Below are 22183 nucleotides of genomic sequence, written 5' to 3' on the forward strand. Positions count from 1 at the left end.
AAATATATATGAATAACTTGAAACTTGCCATCGTCTTATTGGCAGTAAGTCTGGGAGGGAATGCGTATTCGCAAGATCTTTTATCAAAGGTTCCTGCGGATTCAAAAATGGTTGTTGGTTTGAATGGAAAAGGATTTTTCAAGCATGCCGATGTCAATCAGTTAAATAGTATTTTGAAGCGAGCTGGTCTATTTGAAACCATTACTGAAGATAATGAAGAGTTTCAATCTGATAATATCGAGGATTTGGGGATAGATCTCAATTCTAAGGCTTATGTGCATTTTAATGTTAATGATAGTTTACAATTTTTAGGTGCTATTATTCCGTTGAAAAATAAGGCTCAATTTGAGGCTATATTCCCTAAGGATCATGAAATAACTGTTGTAGGCGGGATGAATACCATTTATTCTGAGGATAAGACCTTACGAATCAGTTGGGATCAAAATACAGCCTATATTCTAGGTGGAATGCCAATGAACCATTATTTTGATCAAGAGGGAATTAAAGAGAAGTATGGCTTATTGGAATTGCCACAGTATGAATATGCAGATGATTATGTGGATGAGTATGATTACCAAGCTGCAGATTCTGTTGCAGTTGCGGCAGATAGCACCTTGGATTGGGAAGAATATGGTGATTTTACAGATACTTTGCACATAGAAGAGGAGAAGGTAGAAAAGGAAGTTTCAGTCCCTATAAAAATCGATATTGTAGAGCAAAAAGAAGTAGCCAAACTGGATACGAATGAATATGGCGAGGTTATCAATGTTCCACCGCCAGCAGTATACAAAGAAGATAAAGGATATGTTCATCCTCCAGCTTCTTATGATGAATTTGGATCTGTAGATTCTGTTCTAGCAAGAGATGAATATCAGGATGACTATTACCAGCAATATTCCAGAATATTAAATCATAACGACTCCATCAAAAATGACTTTGTAAATAAAGCCATCAATAAGATGATGGATCAGATTATTTCAGGAAATATAAAAGGATATAAATCCAAGCAGCTTACCTCCTTAAAGGATAATGAATTGGTTCGGATTGAGGTTAGTTCTTTTGACAGCCTCATGTATTTATATTATCCGAAGCATTTATTAACAGCCATTACAGGTGGAAGTCCAGCTTTTGACTATGGATATGAAGCTATGAATAGCACTATTCTAGTGGAAGGAAATAGAATGAAAATGGTCGGTGATTTAACCTTTGATAAAGAAATGACCAAAATTTACAAAGAAGTCTATAATAAAAAAATAAATCCAAAATTGTTGACTTATTTGAACGATGATGCGTTGGGATTTCTTTCCTTTAATTTGAATTCCGAGGCTTATCTTAAACATATGCCTAGAATTGTACAACGCGTGTATGGAGGAATGGATGCGAAAGTTGGGAAAATAATTGATTTATTTGTTACCGGATTTGATATTGTGGTAGATGAAAAGGCTGTAGCGAAAGTGTTCAAAGGAGATAACTTGTTAATTCTAAATGGTGTAAGCCAAAAAGAAGTTAAGTATATTGACTATGAATATGATGAAGATTACAATTATACAGAGATAGAAAAAACGAAAATGGAGAAAATCCCTAATTATATCTGGATGTTTTCTTCTGATGATACCAGGATATTTGAAAAAATCTTTTCTATTTTAGAATTGGAAAATAATATGGTCAATCACAATGGGATCTATGAAATCATGGGTGGTAAGGCGGATGAATTTGCTCCTTATATCTTGATTCAGGATGGTATTGTATTCTTGGGCAATGATTTGGAACAAATGGAGCAGATTAAGGATAAGACTTATAGAGGTCAGTCTGGAGGAAGATTTGCTACTATGGCAAAGAAAAATAAGTTTGCGCTTCTATTCAACACCAAAAAGGTTCCAGAAATGGTGGAGGATTTAAAACTTCCGGTACATCGTTCCATGGAAGAGGAGATGAATACTCTTTCTCAATATGGTGATATTTATATGATCAGTAATGGAATGAAGGGCAAGAAGTTTTTATGGGAAGCTGGAGTAGACTTTCCAAAAACATCGAAAAATGGCCTAGATTACCTGATTAATTCCTTGGATAATATCAGTAAGTCATTAAAAGATTAATCAATGGGTTGGATTAAAAAAACGCTTATATTTATATTAGGACTTATAGCCATATTGGCTATAAGTTTTTTTGTTTTTAAATACTATCGGGCATCAAAAGCTGCGGATATTAAAATTCCTGAGAACAGCTTTTCTGTCATTCAGTTGGATGTTGATGATTTGATTGTCGAGATGTTCCAAAATTCTATCTCCAATTATTCTGATTATTACGGTGCAAAAAGAGATACAATTTCTAAAGAAAAAAAATCAGACTTATGGAATATAGGTGTTCATATACCTGCCAAATTATACATGTTTAGCTTAAGTGATACTTCATATCAATATTTTGGTATTTTGGAAGTCAGCAATTCTAATAAAATTAAAAGTTTCCTGCAAAATCAGCTTAGAATAAACCCGGATTCCATAGTTCAAAATTTAGAAAAAGGGCAGGAGTATTATTCTTCGAAAGAGCTAAAGGTTCTGTTGAATGCTGAGAAATTGGTATTTAGTATTGGCGGAAAGGAAGATTTGAAATCCTTAAAATCTTTAATCCAAGCCGATCAATCGAATTGGGTTTTGGCTAATAATTTTGGGGCCGAGCTGAAGGAAGTGCATGGAGCTGACCTGAGTTATGTGGATAGAAATAAAAATTGGGCATCAGTTGATTTCAAGGATGGAAAATTCGATTTAAAGGGCTATATAAAATCTTCCTTATTTGGCTTTCCAACCAAACCAGTTCAGGTTTCTAAATCCGATGATTATGTGTTGCACTTATCCCTGAATTCAGATCTTTCCTTAATTCTTAAGGAAAAGGAAGCGGCGCTCGAAAAATTCAAATTACCCATTGATAGCTTACATAAATATATTGGTAACTATGCAGCTTTAGATCTCCTGGATAAAGAAGTGATGGAGTCTGATACCATTATCACCTATGATTATGATGATAATTTTGAGATGATTGAGAAAAAGGAAGTGAATCAGGTCGAAGTCCCAGCATTAGCCTTTCAGGTAAAAGCATCACCGCACTTATTAGGTTATCTGCCAGAAAAGATGTTTTACAAGTTTTCGAAAAATTATAGTGATGGTTTTATTCATTTAAGTACAATTCCAACGCCTTCGGCAAGCTTAGCTTCATTAAAGCCATCTGAAAATGTTTTTGAAATGTATTATCAGAAGAAAGCGAATGCTGATAAGTACTTAAGCTGGTTACCGAATTATGATAAGATACAAGCAGGTACGTTGTTCGGACAAGCCGAAGACGCTAATATCATGCGATTAAATGGTGAGTTCAAATTAGAGAATTCTAGGCTTAATGCTTTCTATCAAATTTTTGTTGCTATGTAATCGACTGGTTTTCAATTTTTAAACAGCTAAATATTGAAGCTTCGTTAAAAATTTAAACTTTTGGCTTAGATTTTGGTCAAATAGGGAGAACAACATGAATATCATATGAAAAGATTTTTGGGATTATTATTGGTAGCCTTCATGGCATTTAGTGTATCATCATGTTATACACACCGTCACCACCCACATGGTATGCCTCCAGGACAAGCAAAAAAGAAATACGGTAGCAAATCAGCTAAACGTTACGCACCTGGACAACAAAAGAAAAAATATAAAGGTAATAAAGGCCGACATAATCACCCTGGACATAGGGTTGATGTGATGTGGCAGTATTAGTATTTAGTATTTAGTATTGAGTATTTAGACTTGTATGGCGGATAGATATAGTTTGCTAATACAAAGCATTCAGAAATGCAGGTATCTAAATACTAAATACTCTCTACTAAATACTAATACTAAATACTCTCTACTAAATACTAATAAAAAAAATCCCTGTTTTCAAATGAAAACAGGGATTTTTTTTATTGTTGAATGCTTACTCAGCGATAACTTCGAAAGGTACTTGTACTTTCACTTCCTTGTGTAAGTTCAAGTTAGCGATGTACTCACCTAATTGCTTAGGTTCAGTTTCGAACGTGATACGACGGCGGTCAACATCATAACCTTGAGCTTTAAGAGCGTCAGCGATTTGAATACTGTTAACTTTTCCGAAGATCTTACCAGACTCACCAGCTTTAGCACCAATAGATAATTTTACTGTTTCTAATTTAGCTGCTAATTCAGTAGCATCTTTTTTAATTTTTTCTTGTTTAAACTGAGCTTGTTTGATATTCTCAGCTAAAACTTTCTTTGCAGAAGGCGTCGCCATTACTGCAAATCCTTGAGGAATTAAGTAGTTACGGCCGAAACCTGGTTTTACTACTACGATATCGTCTTTCTCTCCAAGGTGTTTAACATCTTGTTTTAATATAACTTCCATTATCGTATCCTCCTTATTTTAATGAATCAGTTACGTAAGGCATAAGTCCGATAATACGCGCACGTTTAACGGCTTGAGCAACTTTACGTTGAAATTTCAATGATGTTCCAGTTAATCGACGAGGTAAAATTTTACCTTGGTCATTTACGAACTTCAAAAGGAAGTTAGCGTCTTTGTAGTCGATGTATTTAATACCGTTCTTTCTGAAGCGACAGTATTTTTTACGGTTGTCCTCTACTTTAGGAGCAGTCACGTATTGGATGTTTTCGTTTGCCATTAGTTTGCTACCTCCTCAGTTTTAGTTTCTGCCTTTTTGTTGAATGCACCGCTACGTTTTTTCTCGTTGTAAGCCACAGCGTGCTTGTCTAAAGAAATCGTTAAGAAACGCATCACGCGCTCATCACGTTTGTATTCAACCTCTAATTTTTTAATTAAATCACCTGGAGCCTTGAATTCAGTTAAGTGATAGAATCCAGTTGTTTTTTTCTGGATCGGATACGCTAATTTTTTCAAACCCCAATTATCTTCAGCGATAATTTCGGCTCCGCCTTCTGTTAAGATGTCTTTGAATTTCGCGATAGCTTCTTTCGCAGCATCTTCTGAAAGCAACGGGGTAAGAATGATTACAGATTCGTACTGTTGCATTGTGTAAATAATTATGTTTATTAATTTAACTCCGTAGTTATATTAACGGAAGTGCAAAGATAGAAAAATCCATCGATTATTAAAAAAAAGAGTAATTATTTTTTGAATTGGATTTTGCTAATCAATTACTTAGCTCAACCTGTGGCTAGAAGCTTACAGATGATACTAATTTACTCACGTTTTTAGGGAAGTATTTCTGAATATGCTAATCTTTGCATCAGCAAAAATTATAGAGAATAGTATTGAATTTTATTGTTAGAATGCCCTTCTGGGCAAGGATTGTGGTTGCTATTTTCGCAGGGTTATGTATTGGTTATCTGATGTTTAAAATGATCTATTTCATACTCCTGTATTTATAGAACCAAAAAGAACTTTTGTTTATTATGAATAAAGCCCAATCAGAAATGATTGGGCTTATGTATTTTTTTGCAATCGACTCCGCGCAGGGAACCTGATTCAAATTATGCTAATTTGCCTAATGCTTCTTTAATTCTGCGTAAAGCTTCAACTAAACTTTCATCAGATGCCGCATAAGAAAGGCGGATATAATTATTGTTTCCAAATGAATCTCCACCAACTGTTGCAACATGACCGTAGTTCAATAGGTATAATGCCAAATCTGCTGAATTATTGATTACATTTCCTTCAGGATCTTTTTTACCAAAGAATGAGCTAATTTCTGGGAAGAAATAGAATGCACCATCTGGCAAGTTTGTTTTTACCCCAGGAATATCATTCAATAAATCATATACTAATTGACGACGACGAGCAAATGCTTCTTTCATCTCTAATACACTTTCCAATCCTTGTTCGTAAGCTGCAATACCCGCACGTTGAGAGATAGAACATGTTCCTGAGGTTGTTTGTCCTTGCATTTTTTCATTGGCAGCAGCAATTTCTTTGTTTGCTGCAATATATCCCAAACGCCAACCTGTCATTGCAAAGGCTTTAGAAAAACCATTGATAATAATAACACGGTCCTTAATGGATGGAAATTGAGCAATTGACTCATGCCTATCTACGAAATTGATATGTTCGTAAATCTCGTCAGAGATAATATAAATTTCAGGATGCTTTTCAAAAACCTTAACCAACCCTTCTAATTCAGCTTTCGAGTAAACCGAACCAGTCGGGTTACAAGGAGAGGAGAACATAAAAACTTTAGATTTTGGCGTAATAGCTGCCTCTAATTGTTCCGGTGTAATTTTGAAATCTGATTCAATCGTTGTATCAATATAAACAGATTTACCTTCCGCTAATACGACCATTTCGGAATAGGATACCCAATAAGGTGTAGGGATGATAACTTCATCTCCAGGGTTTACTAAAGTTAACAGCACATTGGATAATGACTGTTTGGCTCCAGTAGAAACTACGATATTGGAGATGTCATAGTCTAAGCCATTTTCATTTTTTAGTTTATTAACGATCGCTTGGCGAAGCTCAGGATAACCAGAAACAGGGGAGTAACGGGTCCAATTTTCATCCAAGGCCTTCTTAGCAGCATTTTTTACATGCTCAGGCGTATTGAAATCGGGTTCACCTACACTTAAACTAATTACATTAATGCCTTTAGCCGCAAGTTCACGGCCTAATTTGGTCATCTTTAATGTTGCAGACTCGGATAGATTGTTTATTCTATCGGATAATATGGATGTTGTACTCATGATATTGCAAATATATTATATACAATTTATTATTGATGAGAAAAATGTAACAAAATATCTGTAAAAATGATACTTTCTAAATAGATTGCTTGGAATAGGTGTTTATGAAATAAATGATAGCTTTGTAAGCAAAGGACAGGTTTTGATGAAGTTAAAATTTGACGGGTTTATAATCGCCCTTATTGCAATGATTATCCTTGCCTATATCTATCCAAATGTAGTAGAGTTCTTAGATGGCAAGTTTTTAGATGGAATTATCAGCGTAGGCGTAGCTTTGGTTTTCTTTTTTTACGGGTTGAAGTTGAGCTTTGATGAGGTAAAACAAGGAATGAAAAATTGGAAATTGCACCTCTCTGTGCAATTTTTCACTTTCGGTCTGTTCCCTTTGTTGGTATTATTATTCCGTCCTTTGGTCCATACTGAAACTCAGGAACAATTTTGGTTGTCCTTTTATTTTTTAGCGGCATTACCTTCTACCGTTACCTCCTCGGTAGTAATGGTTTCCATCGCTAAAGGAAATGTTCCTGCCGCAATATTCAATGCCTCCATTTCCGGATTGATCGGGGTAACCGTAACGCCTTTGCTGATGCATTTCTTCTTAGATGTAGGCGAAGTTAATGTGTTCGGGGAATTATATTTAGGACTTTTATTTGAAGTTATACTTCCTGTAATATTAGGTTTATTGATTCAACCTTATTGGGGGAAATGGGCTCATAAATATGGAAAAGCCTTATCAAATTTTGATAAAGGTGTGGTCTTATTAATCGTCTATAGTAGCTTTTCAGAATCCTTTTTGAATGATATTTTCAATACCATTGGAACAACCTATCTAGCTACCTTATTTATTTCAGTAATCGTATTGTTTTTTACTGTTTATTTGATCATTCTGTTATTGGTTAGATATGTTTTGAAGTTTAATCGGGAGGATCGGATTTCTGCATTATTCTGTGGCTCAAAGAAATCCCTGACCCATGGAAGTGTTTTCTCGAAATTTCTCTTTGCGAATAACCCCAAATTGGGGCTTTTTATCTTGCCATTGATGATTTACCATGCATTTCAGATTTTTGTGGTGACGATCATAGCGCAACGCTTAGGAAATCAAAAAGATGAGCGTATGTTAACAAATAAGTAACAATTCCTATTCCCGAATTAATTATTTTTGCGGTTCAAATTTAGTACTATGAATAGGCAAATGAGGTTGGTTTTATTATCCTTGGTAACAGGTATCGTTTTGATGCTCATCAAGTTTATTGCCTATTTTATTACGGAATCCAATGCTATTTTTTCAGATGCTGCAGAGAGTATCGTAAATATTGTCGCGTCTGGCTTTGCCTATTACAGCATTTACCTATCGGCTCAACCGAAAGATGAAAATCACCCTTATGGACATGGGAAAGTAGAATTTTTCTCCGTTTTCGTGGAAGGGGGGATGATTTTTATTGCAGGTAGTATTATCCTTATCAAATCAATTTATTCAATTTTCTCTCCAGAACCGGTGAGCAATGTTGAAGAAGGGATGTATTTGATTTTAGTTACTTCCCTGATCAATTTTGGCGTAGGTTTTTATTTGATGAAGCGTGGTAAAGCGTTAAGATCATTGACGATAGAAGCGGATGGAAAGCATCTCCAAGTGGATGCCTATAGCTCCATTGGATTGATTGCCGGACTATTGTTGATGAAATTTACAGGATTAGCATGGATTGACCTTGCTCTTTCTTTTGCACTCGGTACATTTATCCTTTACAATGGTTATAAATTGCTTCGCAAATCCATTTCTGGATTGATGGATGAATCCGATGCCGAAGTGGTGGAAGAGGTTGTTGCTATTCTTAATAAAAAGCGGAAGCCGGAATGGATCGATGTACACAATCTTAGAATACAACGATATGGTCAGGAAATGCATATTGATTGCCATTTGACCTTACCTAATTATTATGACCTCAACAAAGTTCATGATAGTATCTCTGATTTTGATTCTCTCCTCAACGAGAACTTAAATGCAAAGACCGAATTCTTCATACACCCAGACCCTTGTATGCCGGAATGTTGCCATTATTGCAATGTGCAGAACTGCCCCATTCGGACTGAACCGTATTCCAAACATATTGATTGGAATATTGTGAATGTGACCAAAAATATGAAGCACTTTAGGGCGGAAAAATAATTTCTTGCTACAAATATGTCACCCCGATGGGGTTCTTGACATCGCTGCCGATTTCCCATAAAATCAGTATCTTTAATAAAAAACCAATTTTTATGAAAATCTTCGGCACATTATCAGTATTTCTATTGTTGATTCAATTTTCTTTTGGGCAGACTGCAAAAACTGCTGTTAGCGATGTTTTGGATGCCTGGCATTTGGCAGCGGCTGAAGCCAAATTCAACGCCTATTTTGACCTAATGGATGAAAATTCTGTGTTTATTGGGACTGATGCCACAGAGCGCTGGGATAAGCAGGAATTTATGGACTATGCGAAGCCTCATTTTGATAAGGGGAAAGCCTGGAATTTCAGTAGCCTGGAGAGAAATATAGAAATTTCGGAAGATGGTAAAACCGCATGGATAGATGAATTGTTAAATACACAGATGAAGATTTGCCGGGGCTCGGGAGTATTAATCAATAAGAACGGGAAATGGTTGATTAAGCAATATGTACTTTCAATGACGGTGCCTAATGATCTCGCATCTAAAGTGGTGAGCATGAAGACAGATATTGAGGATGAAATAATTGAAGAATTGAAACTTAAATAAAGATACTATGTTAGTGAAACACGAAGAGTCAGGGAATAAAGGCTCATTTTTTGCAGTAGAAGATGGAAAGCAAATTGGCGAGATGACATATTCCAAAGCAGGTCCTGGAAAAATCATTATAGACCATACCGAAGTCGATTCTGAAGAAAAGGGAAAAGGGATCGGGTCTGTTCTATTGGAAAAAGCCGTCGACTATGCGCGAGAGAATAATGTGAAAATATTACCATTATGTCCATTTGCTAAGGCGCAGTTTGATCGTGATGTTAATATTCGCGACGTACTGTTTTAAGGAAAACGTAAATTAAATCTACCATTATGAATGCAGTTGTTATAGGTGCTACAGGAGCTACCGGGAGAGAGTTGGTTCTTCAGTTGTTATCGAATCCAAAAGTGGGTTCAGTGACGGTATTAGTTAGAAGACCATTCTTTACCTCGGAGCCCAAGCTGCATGAGGTAATTGTAGATTTTGATCACTTAGAGAATTATAGTGATTTTATAATCGGGGATGTTGCTTTCTCAACCCTTGGCACCACCTTAAAGGATGCGGGAAGCAAGGAAGCCCAATGGGTGGTAGATTATGACTATCAGTTGAAGTTTGCCGCCTTATGTAAGATGAATAGGATAGAAACCTTTGTTTTACTTTCATCTGCCCAGGCGAGTAAGAATTCCAGATTCCATTATACCAAAATGAAAGGCCTGTTGGAGGAAGGAATCAAAGCCTTAAATTTCTCAAAATTAATCATTGTACGTCCTGGTCCGATCGATCGTCCCAATACCAAGCGAAAAGGAGAGAAGTACGCTGTTAAAACTCTTAAGTTCTTGAATAGAATAGGTTTATTTAAACCATATAAACCAATTAGTACGATGTTTTTGGCGAAAGCTATTGTAGATGCTGTTTTTGAAGATAAGGATGGTATCCTGGATATTTATAATCCGAAGGAAATCTGGGGAGAATTAGGGGAGCAGGTTTAATAAATTCATAATAATTAAGGAATTTCTATTGAAATAAGACAAAGATTTTTCATAATTCAGCATTATTTTGGCTTTTATGGCTATTTAAAATTGATTTTATTATCTTTAGGCGAATTTAAAAAAAGAGGTAAAGAAACTCTTTGATTTTCACTAATAATTGCAAAATAATATCATTTCAATAGAAAATTATGTCATCTAAGATCATTTACACAAAAACAGATGAAGCGCCTTTATTGGCAACGTATTCATTTCTACCTATTGTTCAATCCTTTGCGAAAACCGCAAATATTGAAGTCGAATTAAGAGATATTTCATTAGCGGGACGTATTCTTGCTATTTTCAACGAATATTTATCAGCAGATCAAAAAACAGCAGATGCATTGGCAGAATTAGGTCAATTAGCAACTACGCCAGAGGCTAATATCATTAAGTTGCCGAATATTTCTGCTTCTATTCCACAATTAAAAGCTGCAATTGCTGAATTACAAAAGGCTGGATATAATATTCCTAATTACCCAGATTCTCCAGCAAATGCGGATGAAGAGAAAATCAAAGCAAATTATGCGAAAGTACTAGGATCAGCAGTGAACCCAGTTTTACGTGAAGGGAACTCGGATCGTCGTGCTCCAAAAGCAGTTAAGAATTATGCGAAGGCAAATCCACATAGAATGGGCGCTTGGGCTAGTGATAGCAAAACGAAAGTTGCTTCCATGGAAGAAGGTGATTTCTACGGTTCTGAGCAATCATTGACTGTAGACTCAGATAGCCAATTCAAAATTGAATTCGTGGGTTCAAATGGTGAAAGCAAAGAATTAAAAGGATTTGCAAATTTGAAAGCAGGAGAAGTAATTGACTCTTCAGTTATGCATGTTGCTAAATTAAAAGAATTTGTTGCGAAAGCTATTCAAGAAGCTAAAGAAGCAGGTGTATTATTATCAGCGCACTTGAAAGCTACTATGATGAAGGTTTCAGATCCTATTATTTTTGGGGCCATTGTAGAAGTATATTTCAAAGATGTTTTTGAGAAATATGGTTCATTATTCCAGGAATTGGGCATTAACAAAAATAATGGTCTTGGTGAGGTTTATGCAAAGATTGCAGGTACTCCACAAGAGGCCGAGGTAAAAGCAGCAATTGATGCAGCTATTGCTAATGGACCAGATTTGGCAATGGTAAATTCAGATAAAGGAATTACCAATTTACATGTTCCTTCGGATGTTATTGTTGATGCATCGATGCCAGCAATGATCCGTATTGGAGGTAAAATGTGGGATAAGAATGGTGCTGAGCAAGATACATTAGCAGTTATCCCAGATAGATCATATGCTGGAATTTACGAAGCTGTGATTGAAGATTGTAAAGTAAATGGTGCTTACGATCCAAAAACTATGGGTTCAGTTCCAAACGTTGGATTAATGGCTCAAAAAGCTGAAGAATATGGATCCCATGATAAAACTTTCCAAGCAGCATCAAACGGAGTAATTCGTGTGGTTGACAACAATGGTAAAACATTGATGGAGCAACAAGTTGAGGAAGGTGATATCTTCCGTATGTGTCAAACGAAAGATGCTCCAATTCAGGATTGGGTTAAATTGGCAGTAAATCGCGCACGTTTATCAGCTACTCCAGCAGTATTCTGGTTAGATGAAAACCGTGCTCATGATAGAGAGATCATTAAGAAAGTAAAAACTTACTTAGCTGATCACGATACAACAGGATTAGATATCCGTATTTTATCCCCAATTGAGGCTACAAAATTCTCGATTGAAAGAATTCGTAAAGGTGAAGACACGATTTCAGTTACAGGTAATGTGTTACGTGATTATTTAACTGACTTATTCCCAATTTTAGAATTAGGTACTTCAGCAAAAATGTTATCTATTGTTCCATTGATGAATGGTGGTGGATTATTTGAAACAGGTGCTGGTGGTTCAGCTCCAAAACATGTTGAGCAATTTTTAGAAGAAGGCTATTTACGTTGGGATTCATTAGGTGAATTCTTGGCATTACAAGCTTCACTTGAACATTTAGCTCAAACACAGAACAACGAAAAAGCACAGGTATTGGCAGATGCATTAGATGAGGCAAATGCTAAATTCTTGGCGAACGATAAATCTCCAGCTCGTAAAGTAGGTCAAATTGATAACCGTGGTTCACATTATTATCTAGCGACTTATTGGGCTGAGGCATTGGCGAATCAAACGAAGGATGCAGAATTGGCTGCGAAATTTGCTGGATTAGCGAAGACCTTAACGGAGCAAGAAGCAAAGATTAATGAAGAATTAATCGGAGCGCAAGGTAAAGCTCAGGATATCGCTGGCTATTACTTCCCGAATGATGAGTTAGCTTCAAAAGCTATGCGTCCATCTGCAACATTAAATGCTGCGATTGATTCATTCTAAGAATATTAATCATATTGAAAAGCCCTTGTTATTGATTTAACAAGGGTTTTTTATTTTGGCTAAAATGCTACTGGTAAGATTTCCGATACGAATGCTTTGGTTTATTGCCGTTTTGGGTATAAATCATTAAATTTAGTATGTAAAACAACATAAACCTATATCCATGAGTTATAATAGTAGAAGAAAATTTTTGCAGCATACAGCTTTGGGAGCTGCTGCAGTTATTGCTGGTCCTAATTGGTTGCATGCAGGAACAAAAACATCTAATTCAGGCCTAGCAGATCAGAATAGTTTGAAATTAGGGATTGCAGGCTATAGTTTTGTGAACTTTAATCTTGATCAATCCTTAGCAATGATGAAAAGGATGGATGTTCGATATTTATGTATTAAGGATTTTCATTTACCCTTAAATAGTACAGCAGAACAAATTGCTGCCTTCCATAAGAAATTAGCGGATTCTAATGTTACTGGATATGCAGTAGGTCCGATTTATATGAAGACCGAAGCAGAAATTGATAAAGCATTTGATTATTGTAAGCGTGTAGGAGTGAACTTGATGATTGGCATTCCGGAAATCAAGGATCTTCCTTACGTGGCTAAAAAAGCGAAAGAGAACAATATTAAGTTTGGAATCCATAATCATGGCCCTGAAGATAAGATTTATCCTAATGCCACCGTAATCTGGAATCATATCAAAGACTTGGATAAGAATATGGGGATGTGTTTTGATATGGGGCATGATACCCGAGATGGTCAGGATCCTATCAAAGATTTTGTTAAATATAAAGACCGCATATTTGATATACATCTAAAGAATGTGACGGCTGCCGATGCAAAAGGAACAACCTGTGAATTAGGGCGTGGAGTTATCAATATACCGGCATTTGTAAAGGCATTATTGAAAAATAAATACCAAGGATGTTGTAGTATAGAATTTGAAAAAGATATGAAAGACCCATTAGCAGGTATTGCTGAATCCGTTGGATATTTTAGAGGTGTATTAAGCGCAGTCTAAGAATTCCTCGTACCTTGAAACAAAAAGGAATAATCAATTTGATTATTCCTTTTTGTTTTTATATAAATCAGGAGGATTTTTATTGAAATTGATAATTGAAATTATTGAAACTTAACAAAATATCAAATGTTTAATATTAAGTGGATGTTAAGTTAAAGGCATTTAAAAAATAGGTAAATTAGCTATATAAACCATTGTGTATGAAAATCATAATTCTGTTATTGCTAAACTTAATGTTTTTGCATGCCTATGCACAGAAAGACTTTTCATTAATAAACCCCAGGAAAAATTCTTTCCGATTTGATCTCAATGGTAATTTAGTGTTGCTTCCGGTGAAGGTCAATGGAGTTGAGCTCTCCTTTTTATTGGATACCGGAGTCAAGGAGACCATCTTATTTGCGACTCCACAAGATTCTGTTCCTTTAGAAAATATTTCCAAGGTCAAGTTTTCAGGGATAGGAATTGAAGATGGGGTAGAAGGCATAATGGCTGTAGGCAATGAATTTTCAGTTGGAAATATCTTAATTGATAGTACCCATAATATTTATGTTATTGATGCCGAGGACTTGGATTTGTCCAGTCATATCGGAGTACCAATCAATGGAATCTTAGGAAGCCATTTATTTGAAGATTATTTGGTTCGAGTAGATTATCAAAAGAAAAAGATCAGTGTTTTTGATCCATTGGATTATCCAGAGAAACTGGTTAAGAATCATCAGAAAATTCCTATAGAGTTAGAACGAAGCCGTCCATATGTTTACATTGATGTGGATTTAGGAAATAGAAATTTAAAGAAAGCAAAAATGCTTGTAGATATGGGTAATTCAGATGGGATGTTGGTTTTTCCGTTTCTTTTAGACTCCTTTACTGTTCATGAGCCTAATATTTATGATTTTATTGGTCGAGGATTCAACGGATTGATTTTTGGGAAGAGAAATCGGATTGAAGGTTTTGAGTGGTCTGGGTTTTATATTAAGGAACCTATTGTTTCATATCCGGATTCAAATGCAGTCCATGCGGCAAAGTTAGCCAAAAATAGAGTTGGTTCAATTGGGAATCAAGTCTTACAGCATTTTGATGTGATTTTTAATTATCAGCAGAATGAGATTTTTCTAAAGAAGAATCGGAATTTTGGGAAGAAATTCGAGATCAATATGTCTGGAATGGAGATCAAGCATGATGGCTTGGAGTGGACCAAACGCAGATTAGCAACTACAGTAGGCAAGCGAGATGCCGATAATCCGAATTCAGGGATTAATGTTTACAATCAGGAAGATTTCAAGTATGAATTTACCTTACGACCAATATATAAGATTGCCAGTGTTCGGGAAGGCTCACCTGCGGATTCGGCGGGGGTAAAGGTCAATGATGAGCTCTTGAAGATTAATGGCAATAGTGCTCAGAATATGAAGTTAAATCATATTCTCGGAAAGTTGATGCATAAAGAAGGGGAAGAGATCAACTTGGTATTAAAGCGAGGTACTGAGGAGGTAAAAGCTCATTTTATCTTAATAGATCCAATTCCTTATCGAAAGGCAGTCAATAATTAGAAATAAAAAAGCCTTGAATTAATCAAGGCTTTCATTTTATTCGTTTACAACTCCCATTTTGCTGAATTTATCAATTCGTTCAGCAACCAGTGTTTCTTTATCTTTAGCACCTAGGACAGCCAGGTCTGATAAAATTTTATTTTTAACATTTAGGGCCGTAGCTTCAGGATCTTGATGCGCACCACCAATTGGTTCATCAATGATTCCATCAATTAATCCATTACCCAACATATCTTGCGCCGTTAATTTCAATGCTTCAGCAGCTCTTTCTTTCTGGTCCCAACTTCTCCAAAGGATTGAAGAACAAGATTCCGGAGAGATCACCGAGTACCAAGTATTTTGCAACATATACACTTTATCGCCAATACCAATACCTAAGGCTCCACCAGAAGCACCTTCACCGATTACAATACAAATAATAGGCACTTTTAGAACAGACATTTCCAGTAGGTTTCTAGCGATAGCTTCACCTTGACCACGCTCTTCAGCTTCAAGTCCTGGATAAGCACCCATGGTGTCGATTAAGGTAACGACAGGTTTATTAAACTTTTCTGCCATTTTCATAAGGCGTAAAGCTTTTCTATAACCTTCAGGGTTTGCCATACCGAAATTACGGAATTGACGTTCTTTGGTGTTTTTACCTTTTTGATGACCAATAACCATTACGGATTGTCCGCCAATTGTTGCGAATCCACCAACAATAGCTTTATCGTCACGAACATTTCTATCGCCGTGTAATTCGATAAAATCATCACATATTAAATCAATATAATCGAAGGTTTGTGGTCTATCAGGATGTCTGGACATCTGCACTTTCTGCCAGCCAGTCATATTGCTATACACCTCAACTTTTGTTTGTTCTAGTTTTTCTTCCAATTCACGAACTGTAGCGCCCATATCTACTTTGGTTTTTTCTTCTACTTGTTTAACCTTTTCGATTTGCGTCTGTAGATCAGCAATCGGCTTTTCAAAATCAAATGTCGTCTCCATAATTACCTGTTTGGTGTCATTAAAGCGGTAGCTAAGTTACTTGTTTTTTAAGAATTATAAAATGTTATTTCATCATTAGCTTAACATTAAGTCATCCTAAAACTATTTAGTAGTTGATAATAAGCAATATAACAAATTGATGCCAATACTTGTTTTGTGTTGTAATTAAAAAAATAATATCTTCAAGACCATGAATGCAGCTGCCTCAGTTAACAAACCGAAAATTCCTTGGGCTTTTATCGCAAAGGTTATTCTGGTAATCCTTATTATTTTCAGTCATCTTCATTTTGAACATGAAATTGAACAACGGAAACTTCTTGCCCAGATATTAAAGGGTTTGTATTCATTCTTAATTCCTAGTATTCTACTTTCCATGGTTAGATTTTTGGTCATTATCTTATATAATGCCAGAAATTCCATTAAAAGAGAACGTGGTAATTTTGTGCTTGGCATTAACAGATTGACAGCTGTGTTAAATACTGTATTCCTTGTAATTGCTATTATGACTGCTTTTGGAATCAATCCTAAAGATTTTATTACCAGTATTACTATTGTTGCGATGGCAATCGCAGTAATTTTCAAAGACTATATCACCAATATGATTTCAGGATTGATTGTTATGTTCTCAGAACAATTATCTGTTGGAGATCGTATTCAGGTAGGGGATCATAAGGGAAGAATAATTGATATTACTTTTGCCAACTTAGTTCTTCAAGATGAAGAAGATGATATTGTGATGGTTCCAAATAACCTCGTATTTACTTCTACCTTTATGAACTTATCTGCTCATCAGTCAAGTTTATTTACCGTAAAGTTTGAGTTGCCATTGGAAGTTTCCTTGCATCTAGAAGAATTGGAGGAACATCTTAGACTGAGTTTGATAACACATCCAAATCTCGAGTTCAAAGAGGATGAATTTCAAGTGAAAGTATTAGATATAGGAAAGGATTTCGTACGTTATAAAATAGATCTGTATGCAGTTACCAATAGTAATCGCATGCACAGGAATATTGAAAATGAAATCTTAAAGGAAATAATTAAATTTGAGCGCAATATCCTTAGATCTTCCTAACTTTTACACGCTTGATAAAATGTTCTGAGCCTTTTTTAAGGATTAGGTCAGCTCTATATCTTGTAGGAAGGATATTTTCGTGAAGGTTTGGCTTATTGATTTCATTCCAAATCTGTCTGGCCATTTTGTAGCTTTCCTCTTCAGATAAATTAGCATACTTATGAAAATAGGATGCAGAATTTTGGAAGGCAGTTGCTCTTAAGGATTCAAAGCGGTCAATGTACCAAGAAACGATATTTTTCTCATCAGCATCCACATAGATCGAAAAATCAAAGAAATCTGATACGAACACACCATTTTTTCTAGAATTTACCTGCAATACATTAATTCCCTCTACAATAAGTACATCAGGTTGAGAAATAATCAATTTATCGTTAGCAAGAACATCATATTCCAGGTGTGAGTAAAGAGGAACAGTTACTTGAGATTTTCCGGACTTGATATCTGCCAGGAATTGCATTAATTTTTTGGTATCGTAACTTTCTGGAAAGCCTTTTCTGTTAAGGATATTTCTTTTTATCAATTCCTTATTAGGATAAAGGAATCCATCTGTTGTAACCAGTTCAACTTTTGGTTTATTCGGTAGGAGCGATAGTACCTTGGTAAGTACCCTCGCGGTTGTACTTTTTCCCACGGCTACTGATCCGGCGATTCCAATAATGAAAGGTAGTTTCTGGTGATTGCGTTTGAAAAATATATTGCTTTTCGCATGTAATTCCTGGAAGTTATTGATATGAACCTCTAATAAATGAGCCAAAGGGATATAGATATCCTCAATTTCCTCCATTGTTAGAGGTTCATTTAAGGCATGCAATTGATCTAAATCTTTCTCTTGAATCTGATGGCTTAATTGACCATTCAATCTTTTCCACTGTTCACGAGTAAAGTTTTGGAACGGACTTGTAAAAGTATGTTCACTGATTAGAGGCATAGCAATTTGAATTTTTCAAGTCGCAAATATACAATCAAGATTTGTTTTTTAATTAAATTGTATCAATTAGATTACTTTCAATGACAATTGGATGCATTAAAGTTTTATGAACCGGACATTTTTCACCGATTTGATAAAGTCTTCGTTTTTGATCTTCGTCCAAATCACCATCTATAAATATATTACATTTGATAAAAGTTGTTTGTTGTTGTTCACTTTTTTGAACTTCACTAGAAACCTGAATATCAATTTTGTCTACATTCCATTTTTTTCTGTTGGCATACATTCTCATTGTAATTGCCTTGCAAGCTCCTAGAGAAGATAATAGGAGTTGAGTAGGCGCTAAGCCTTTATTTTCACCACCTAACTCAATAGGTTCATCTGCTAAAATATTTAAATCTTCGTACGAAATTGTTGTTGTATAACTACTATCACCGATACTAACTAATACTTCATTTGCCATATAATTTTGTTTCTTCTTCTAATAATCCTTTAATAATTAATGATCCTGTTGCTGGGTTAGTCGCTAGGGGCACATTCCAGAGGTCGCATATACGCATCAACATTTGAATGTCGGGTTCATGCGGGTGTTTTCCAAGTGGGTCTCTAAAAAAGATGATCCCTTCGATTTTGCCTTCCGCAGCCATTGCTGCAATTTGGGCATCCCCACCTTTGGGTCCTGATAGTTTTAATTCTACCTCTAAACCAGTTTGTTGAATATAAGAACCTGTTGTTCCTGTTGCCACGAGATGAGCTTTGGATAATTCTTCTTGATGGTCTTTTACGAATGCTACCATTTCGGCTTTTTTCCCATCATGTGCAATTAAAGCTATAGTTTTTGCCATTTGTTAATTTAGTTTGCGTGCTATTTTTGATCGCTTCGATAATATAACAAAAATATTTTGACAAGGTTATTTTAAGGATATTAAAATGTCAATTTTTTAATCTTCTTATTTATTCTGGGGTTAAAGTTTTTCCTTGAGGTATTGCCATACAGAGGTATGTTTTTTCTCGCTTTTCCTTTCCTTATCAGCTATAAGATCCAATACATACGCATCTAACATATTTTCATTATCGCTGATTAATTTATCTGCCAGAGACACTATCTTTTGAATATTCCCTTTGGAGGCAGCATCCAGCGCTGGTTCTATAGATGATAAATTGGAAGGTTCAATTCGGATATAGTTAGAGGAGTGTTGAACGGATCGAAACAGTTGATGTAGGAAATAATCGTTGCTTTCTGAGGAGCTACTGGTCATAATATCCACTAGGGCAGGTCCGATTGAGATTGCTTTTTGCTTTTTAAAGTCTTCGTATTTATAGGCGTTCTTAGCAATTCCCGTTCCTAGGGAAAGGATATGGACATCATCAATCTTAAAGGTCTTATAGGTTTTAAGAACTTCCAATAAAGCCGAGATAGCAGGGTTATGGGCGAATACTCCGCCATCTACCAAGGGGTATCTTGTTCCGGCGAGGGAGTAAATTTCTGCAACGGAGAAATAAGTTGGAGCAGCAGAGGTTGCACGACATACATCCCTTAGATAAAAATCCCGCGATTCACCATGGGTAATAGCTTTTTGTTGGCGGAATAAGTGATTTTTACGGAGTTCAATATTATATGCGGTGATAATACAAGGTTTGATCAGTTCACTGAGTTTTTGGTCACCGAAGTAGCTTTCGAGCACATTTTCAAGAACTTTCTCGTCGTATAGTTCTGTTAATAGTCCGAATTGGTTGAGGAATCTTCGCCAGCTGCTGGTCGTAAAGATATCTGTACCATGTTTAATATAAATATCGAGCGCGTCTTTAGCGGAGAACCTAGGTCTAGTGAGATCTTGCGGATCAGGGCAGAGGAGAATACTGATGAGGATACCACCGGTACTAGTACCTGCGAAGAAGTCGAAATAATCAGAGAGGTGGGCATTTTGGTTTCCGGTGGCTTTTTTAATTTTTTGTTCCAGCGAAACGAGCATCATTCCCGGGATAATACCTCGGATTCCGCCACCATCGATTGATAATATTCTTTTCATATTGAGTGATAAGGTAAGATAATCAAAGGAATTCAGAAAGGGGAAATATTTTTTAACAAAAATGCGTTAAAGCTGGTTAAAAGTAATATATTTGCAGCCACAATCAGGAGAGGTGTCAGAGTGGTCGAATGAGCAGACCTGGAAAGTCTGTATACGGGATGACTGTATCGAGGGTTCGAATCCCTCCCTCTCCGCCAACCAAAAAAGGGGTTTATTTCACAAAATAAGCTCCTTTTCTATTTAAAAGCGGTTTTTGCCTAAATCAATTCAACTAATATTTTTAGTATTTTGCTAACATACTTAGTTTTTACGTATGTTTGTGATATAATGTTTTATGAATGTTTTATGAAATATGGCAACAATTACCCCTAAAATTTTAAAGCAAAATAGAAATCAGATGGGACCTGGAACGTGGTATTCAGGCTCTCCCATGGCCGTAAATCAAGGTACATAAAGACTTCTCATTTCATTGATGAATCCCAAATAGTTGGAGAGGATGAAATAGAGCTAGATTTTATTATAGATCACCTAGCAAAGCCAATTAAGACCTATCGTAAAAAGATAGACGAAATTGAGAACATTGAGCTATTATCTGTTGATGATGTTTTAGAGATTCTGACACGTGATAAAAAGGATATTGATTTTTTATGTTTTATAAAATACCATATAGAGAAGCTCAAGGAAGAAGGAAGAAACAGCACTTCAAAGCCTTTTACAACTGTTCTCAATTCTTTGGTCGATTATGTAGTACCCCCTCTATACTGTTCAAAAATCACTTCAAAGTTCCTAAAAGGCTATGCGGAATTTCTAAGGAAGCCTAGATTATTACAGATAGTCAGTTGTCAATGATTTTTGCGGTTTGTAATCCTGCAAATTCAAACGAAAGTCAAATTTGTTTAGGACTACAAATCCTTTGTGGTTTCAGTGTAGAAGAAATAGCGAATGCTTTTCTGACGAAAACAGAAACCATCAAAAAACGATTACAAAGAGCAAGAACCCATCTTCGGAACGATAATTTTCAGATTACATCATTAAGCGAAACAGAGATAGAATCAAGATTGGAAACTGTTTTGAAAACCTTGTATTTATTATTTAACGAAGGATATTTTTCTAAAACTAGTAACAAGCAAATCAGGACTGAGCTTTGTTCCGAAGCTACAAGATTGACTTTATTATTAACAGAAAATCCATTGACTAATACTGCTCAGGTAAATGCTATACTGGCATTGATGTGTTTTCAAAGTTCAAGACTGGAAGCAAGAACAAATGTAAATGGGGAAACAATACTTTTTGAAGAACAGGACAAAAGTTTGTGGGATCAATCGCTTATTCAACGAGGAAATTATTATCTGGTCAATGCCACCAACGGAAATGAAGTTTCAAAATACCATTTGGAAGCCGGAATAGCTTATTGGCATACAGCTCCAACAAGTAATGAAAAATGGCAACATATTTTACAATTGTATAATCAGCTTATTCTAATTGAATATTCACCCACCTCCGCATTAAACCGAACATTCGCTTTTGCTAAAGTGTATGGGAATGAAAAAGCAATTTTAGAAGCAGAAAAACTTGGTCTAACAGTGAATGGTCACTATCAAGCATTGTTAGGCTACCTATATGCCGACACTAATATTGATACTGCAATCATACACTATACAAAAGTAATCAGCCTAACTAAATCCAAAGCAGAGCAACACACATTGTATAAGGAAATAGAGCGTTTGAAACAAAATAAAAGCTAAAAGAACAGTACATTA

Annotated in this window: 23 protein-coding genes and 1 tRNA gene; 15 read left to right on the forward strand and 9 right to left on the reverse strand. The window is 35.7% G+C overall.

All coding sequences use genetic code 11. The features are described from left to right. Positions 1 to 8 precede the first annotated feature (8 nt). From ACF3OC_RS09400 to ACF3OC_RS09410, 3 genes are all read left to right on the forward strand, one after another. On the forward strand, positions 9 to 2096 hold the full coding sequence (locus ACF3OC_RS09400; RefSeq protein ID WP_094281577.1) for a hypothetical protein: 2088 nt from the start codon (positions 9 to 11) through the stop codon (positions 2094 to 2096). Between the two features lie 3 nt (positions 2097 to 2099). Then, positions 2100 to 3419 (forward strand): hypothetical protein, encoded by a 1320-nt coding sequence (locus ACF3OC_RS09405; RefSeq protein WP_392471514.1) that lies wholly within the window; start codon positions 2100 to 2102, stop codon positions 3417 to 3419. Between the two features lie 141 nt (positions 3420 to 3560). Beyond that, positions 3561 to 3755, forward strand: coding sequence for a hypothetical protein (locus ACF3OC_RS09410; protein WP_256962564.1), 195 nt, complete (start codon positions 3561 to 3563; stop codon positions 3753 to 3755). Positions 3756 to 3954: 199 nt separating this feature from the next. On the opposite strand, the gene rplI is transcribed toward ACF3OC_RS09410, so the two are convergent. The 4 genes from rplI to ACF3OC_RS09430 form a co-directional block, all read right to left on the reverse strand. After that, complete coding sequence (gene rplI, locus ACF3OC_RS09415) at positions 3955 to 4398, reverse strand: 50S ribosomal protein L9 (protein WP_094256302.1); 444 nt, start codon at positions 4396 to 4398, stop codon at positions 3955 to 3957. Between the two features lie 13 nt (positions 4399 to 4411). Next, positions 4412 to 4675 carry a 30S ribosomal protein S18 gene (rpsR, locus tag ACF3OC_RS09420; RefSeq protein WP_094256303.1) on the reverse strand — a complete coding sequence of 88 codons (264 nt, stop codon included), beginning with the start codon at positions 4673 to 4675 and terminating at the stop codon, positions 4412 to 4414. Beyond that, positions 4675 to 5043, reverse strand: a complete 369-nt coding sequence (gene rpsF, locus ACF3OC_RS09425; RefSeq protein ID WP_094256304.1) for a 30S ribosomal protein S6 — start codon at positions 5041 to 5043, stop codon at positions 4675 to 4677. Before rpsF ends, rpsR begins: the two co-directional genes overlap by 1 nt. A 461-nt stretch (positions 5044 to 5504) precedes the next feature. Further along, on the reverse strand, positions 5505 to 6710 hold the full coding sequence (locus ACF3OC_RS09430) for a pyridoxal phosphate-dependent aminotransferase (RefSeq protein ID WP_256962565.1): 1206 nt from the start codon (positions 6708 to 6710) through the stop codon (positions 5505 to 5507). Positions 6711 to 6855: 145 nt separating this feature from the next. Here ACF3OC_RS09430 and ACF3OC_RS09435 point away from each other — a divergent pair, with 145 nt between their 5' ends. The 8 genes from ACF3OC_RS09435 (at position 6856) to ACF3OC_RS09470 (ending at position 15400) form a co-directional block, all read left to right on the forward strand. Beyond that, positions 6856 to 7842 (forward strand): bile acid:sodium symporter family protein, encoded by a 987-nt coding sequence (locus tag ACF3OC_RS09435; RefSeq protein WP_094281581.1) that lies wholly within the window; start codon positions 6856 to 6858, stop codon positions 7840 to 7842. 48 nt (positions 7843 to 7890) lie between these two features. Further along, positions 7891 to 8874, forward strand: coding sequence for a cation diffusion facilitator family transporter (locus ACF3OC_RS09440; protein WP_094281583.1), 984 nt, complete (start codon positions 7891 to 7893; stop codon positions 8872 to 8874). 92 nt (positions 8875 to 8966) lie between these two features. Beyond that, positions 8967 to 9461, forward strand: coding sequence for a nuclear transport factor 2 family protein (locus tag ACF3OC_RS09445; protein ID WP_094281701.1), 495 nt, complete (start codon positions 8967 to 8969; stop codon positions 9459 to 9461). A 7-nt stretch (positions 9462 to 9468) separates the two neighbouring features. Continuing rightward, complete coding sequence (locus tag ACF3OC_RS09450; RefSeq protein ID WP_094281585.1) at positions 9469 to 9750, forward strand: GNAT family N-acetyltransferase; 282 nt, start codon at positions 9469 to 9471, stop codon at positions 9748 to 9750. A gap of 26 nt (positions 9751 to 9776) precedes the next feature. Next, entirely contained in the window at positions 9777 to 10433 is a 657-nt protein-coding gene (locus ACF3OC_RS09455) for an NAD(P)H-binding protein (protein ID WP_179221507.1), read from the forward strand. Positions 10434 to 10621: 188 nt separating this feature from the next. Continuing rightward, entirely contained in the window at positions 10622 to 12835 is a 2214-nt protein-coding gene (locus ACF3OC_RS09460) for an NADP-dependent isocitrate dehydrogenase (RefSeq protein WP_094256308.1), read from the forward strand. Between the two features lie 163 nt (positions 12836 to 12998). Continuing rightward, positions 12999 to 13850: a sugar phosphate isomerase/epimerase gene (locus tag ACF3OC_RS09465; protein ID WP_094281587.1), complete on the forward strand. Its 852-nt coding sequence runs from the start codon at positions 12999 to 13001 to the stop codon at positions 13848 to 13850. A 200-nt stretch (positions 13851 to 14050) separates the two neighbouring features. Further along, complete coding sequence (locus tag ACF3OC_RS09470; RefSeq protein ID WP_094281589.1) at positions 14051 to 15400, forward strand: PDZ domain-containing protein; 1350 nt, start codon at positions 14051 to 14053, stop codon at positions 15398 to 15400. A 36-nt stretch (positions 15401 to 15436) separates the two neighbouring features. On the opposite strand, the gene ACF3OC_RS09475 is transcribed toward ACF3OC_RS09470, so the two are convergent. After that, on the reverse strand, positions 15437 to 16390 hold the full coding sequence (locus ACF3OC_RS09475; RefSeq protein ID WP_392471518.1) for an acetyl-CoA carboxylase carboxyltransferase subunit alpha: 954 nt from the start codon (positions 16388 to 16390) through the stop codon (positions 15437 to 15439). Positions 16391 to 16580: 190 nt separating this feature from the next. Here ACF3OC_RS09475 and ACF3OC_RS09480 point away from each other — a divergent pair, with 190 nt between their 5' ends. Beyond that, positions 16581 to 17462 carry a mechanosensitive ion channel family protein gene (locus ACF3OC_RS09480; RefSeq protein ID WP_094281591.1) on the forward strand — a complete coding sequence of 294 codons (882 nt, stop codon included), beginning with the start codon at positions 16581 to 16583 and terminating at the stop codon, positions 17460 to 17462. Here ACF3OC_RS09480 and coaA read toward each other — a convergent pair. The 4 genes from coaA to ACF3OC_RS09500 form a co-directional block, all read right to left on the reverse strand. Next, a complete protein-coding gene (gene coaA / locus ACF3OC_RS09485; protein ID WP_094256313.1) occupies positions 17449 to 18393 on the reverse strand; it encodes a type I pantothenate kinase in 945 nt (314 codons plus the stop codon). The genes ACF3OC_RS09480 and coaA overlap by 14 nt on opposite strands. Before the next feature lie 52 nt (positions 18394 to 18445). Beyond that, a complete protein-coding gene (locus ACF3OC_RS09490; protein WP_094281593.1) occupies positions 18446 to 18856 on the reverse strand; it encodes an OsmC family protein in 411 nt (136 codons plus the stop codon). After that, a complete protein-coding gene (locus ACF3OC_RS09495; protein ID WP_094256315.1) occupies positions 18846 to 19238 on the reverse strand; it encodes a methylglyoxal synthase in 393 nt (130 codons plus the stop codon). Before ACF3OC_RS09495 ends, ACF3OC_RS09490 begins: the two co-directional genes overlap by 11 nt. 120 nt (positions 19239 to 19358) lie before the next feature. Further along, positions 19359 to 20423, reverse strand: coding sequence for a patatin-like phospholipase family protein (locus ACF3OC_RS09500; RefSeq protein WP_094256316.1), 1065 nt, complete (start codon positions 20421 to 20423; stop codon positions 19359 to 19361). Positions 20424 to 20529: 106 nt separating this feature from the next. On the opposite strand from ACF3OC_RS09500, the gene ACF3OC_RS09505 reads away from it, so the two are divergent. From ACF3OC_RS09505 to ACF3OC_RS09515, 3 genes are all read left to right on the forward strand, one after another. Next, positions 20530 to 20620: transfer RNA gene (locus tag ACF3OC_RS09505), tRNA-Ser, on the forward strand. A 214-nt stretch (positions 20621 to 20834) separates the two neighbouring features. Beyond that, positions 20835 to 21272 carry a phage integrase SAM-like domain-containing protein gene (locus ACF3OC_RS09510; protein WP_094281595.1) on the forward strand — a complete coding sequence of 146 codons (438 nt, stop codon included), beginning with the start codon at positions 20835 to 20837 and terminating at the stop codon, positions 21270 to 21272. Continuing rightward, positions 21269 to 22168: an RNA polymerase sigma factor gene (locus ACF3OC_RS09515; RefSeq protein ID WP_218823985.1), complete on the forward strand. Its 900-nt coding sequence runs from the start codon at positions 21269 to 21271 to the stop codon at positions 22166 to 22168. The genes ACF3OC_RS09510 and ACF3OC_RS09515 overlap by 4 nt, the downstream gene beginning before the upstream one ends. Positions 22169 to 22183: the final 15 nt, after the last annotated feature.

The organism is Sphingobacterium cellulitidis (genome assembly GCF_043187465.1).
Classification (GTDB): domain Bacteria; phylum Bacteroidota; class Bacteroidia; order Sphingobacteriales; family Sphingobacteriaceae; genus Sphingobacterium; species Sphingobacterium cellulitidis.

Bases quoted from the DNA above. Each gene is read 5' to 3' on its own strand.
- ACF3OC_RS09490 (WP_094281593.1), bottom strand. From the start codon at position 18,856: ATGGCAAATGAAGTATTAGTTAGTATCGGTGATAGTAGTTATACAACA.
- rpsF (WP_094256304.1), bottom strand. From the start codon at position 5,043: ATGCAACAGTACGAATCTGTAATCATTCTTACCCCGTTGCTTTCAGAA.
- ACF3OC_RS09475 (WP_392471518.1), bottom strand. From the start codon at position 16,390: ATGGAGACGACATTTGATTTTGAAAAGCCGATTGCTGATCTACAGACG.
- ACF3OC_RS09410 (WP_256962564.1), top strand. From the start codon at position 3,561: ATGGCATTTAGTGTATCATCATGTTATACACACCGTCACCACCCACAT.
- ACF3OC_RS09480 (WP_094281591.1), top strand. From the start codon at position 16,581: ATGAATGCAGCTGCCTCAGTTAACAAACCGAAAATTCCTTGGGCTTTT.
- ACF3OC_RS09455 (WP_179221507.1), top strand. From the start codon at position 9,777: ATGAATGCAGTTGTTATAGGTGCTACAGGAGCTACCGGGAGAGAGTTG.
- ACF3OC_RS09430 (WP_256962565.1), bottom strand. From the start codon at position 6,710: ATGAGTACAACATCCATATTATCCGATAGAATAAACAATCTATCCGAG.
- rplI (WP_094256302.1), bottom strand. From the start codon at position 4,398: ATGGAAGTTATATTAAAACAAGATGTTAAACACCTTGGAGAGAAAGAC.
- ACF3OC_RS09440 (WP_094281583.1), top strand. From the start codon at position 7,891: ATGAATAGGCAAATGAGGTTGGTTTTATTATCCTTGGTAACAGGTATC.
- ACF3OC_RS09465 (WP_094281587.1), top strand. From the start codon at position 12,999: ATGAGTTATAATAGTAGAAGAAAATTTTTGCAGCATACAGCTTTGGGA.
- ACF3OC_RS09435 (WP_094281581.1), top strand. From the start codon at position 6,856: ATGAAGTTAAAATTTGACGGGTTTATAATCGCCCTTATTGCAATGATT.
- ACF3OC_RS09400 (WP_094281577.1), top strand. From the start codon at position 9: ATGAATAACTTGAAACTTGCCATCGTCTTATTGGCAGTAAGTCTGGGA.
- ACF3OC_RS09515 (WP_218823985.1), top strand. From the start codon at position 21,269: ATGATTTTTGCGGTTTGTAATCCTGCAAATTCAAACGAAAGTCAAATT.
- ACF3OC_RS09460 (WP_094256308.1), top strand. From the start codon at position 10,622: ATGTCATCTAAGATCATTTACACAAAAACAGATGAAGCGCCTTTATTG.
- coaA (WP_094256313.1), bottom strand. From the start codon at position 18,393: ATGCCTCTAATCAGTGAACATACTTTTACAAGTCCGTTCCAAAACTTT.
- ACF3OC_RS09445 (WP_094281701.1), top strand. From the start codon at position 8,967: ATGAAAATCTTCGGCACATTATCAGTATTTCTATTGTTGATTCAATTT.
- rpsR (WP_094256303.1), bottom strand. From the start codon at position 4,675: ATGGCAAACGAAAACATCCAATACGTGACTGCTCCTAAAGTAGAGGAC.
- ACF3OC_RS09495 (WP_094256315.1), bottom strand. From the start codon at position 19,238: ATGGCAAAAACTATAGCTTTAATTGCACATGATGGGAAAAAAGCCGAA.
- ACF3OC_RS09405 (WP_392471514.1), top strand. From the start codon at position 2,100: ATGGGTTGGATTAAAAAAACGCTTATATTTATATTAGGACTTATAGCC.
- ACF3OC_RS09450 (WP_094281585.1), top strand. From the start codon at position 9,469: ATGTTAGTGAAACACGAAGAGTCAGGGAATAAAGGCTCATTTTTTGCA.
- ACF3OC_RS09470 (WP_094281589.1), top strand. From the start codon at position 14,051: ATGAAAATCATAATTCTGTTATTGCTAAACTTAATGTTTTTGCATGCC.
- ACF3OC_RS09500 (WP_094256316.1), bottom strand. From the start codon at position 20,423: ATGAAAAGAATATTATCAATCGATGGTGGCGGAATCCGAGGTATTATC.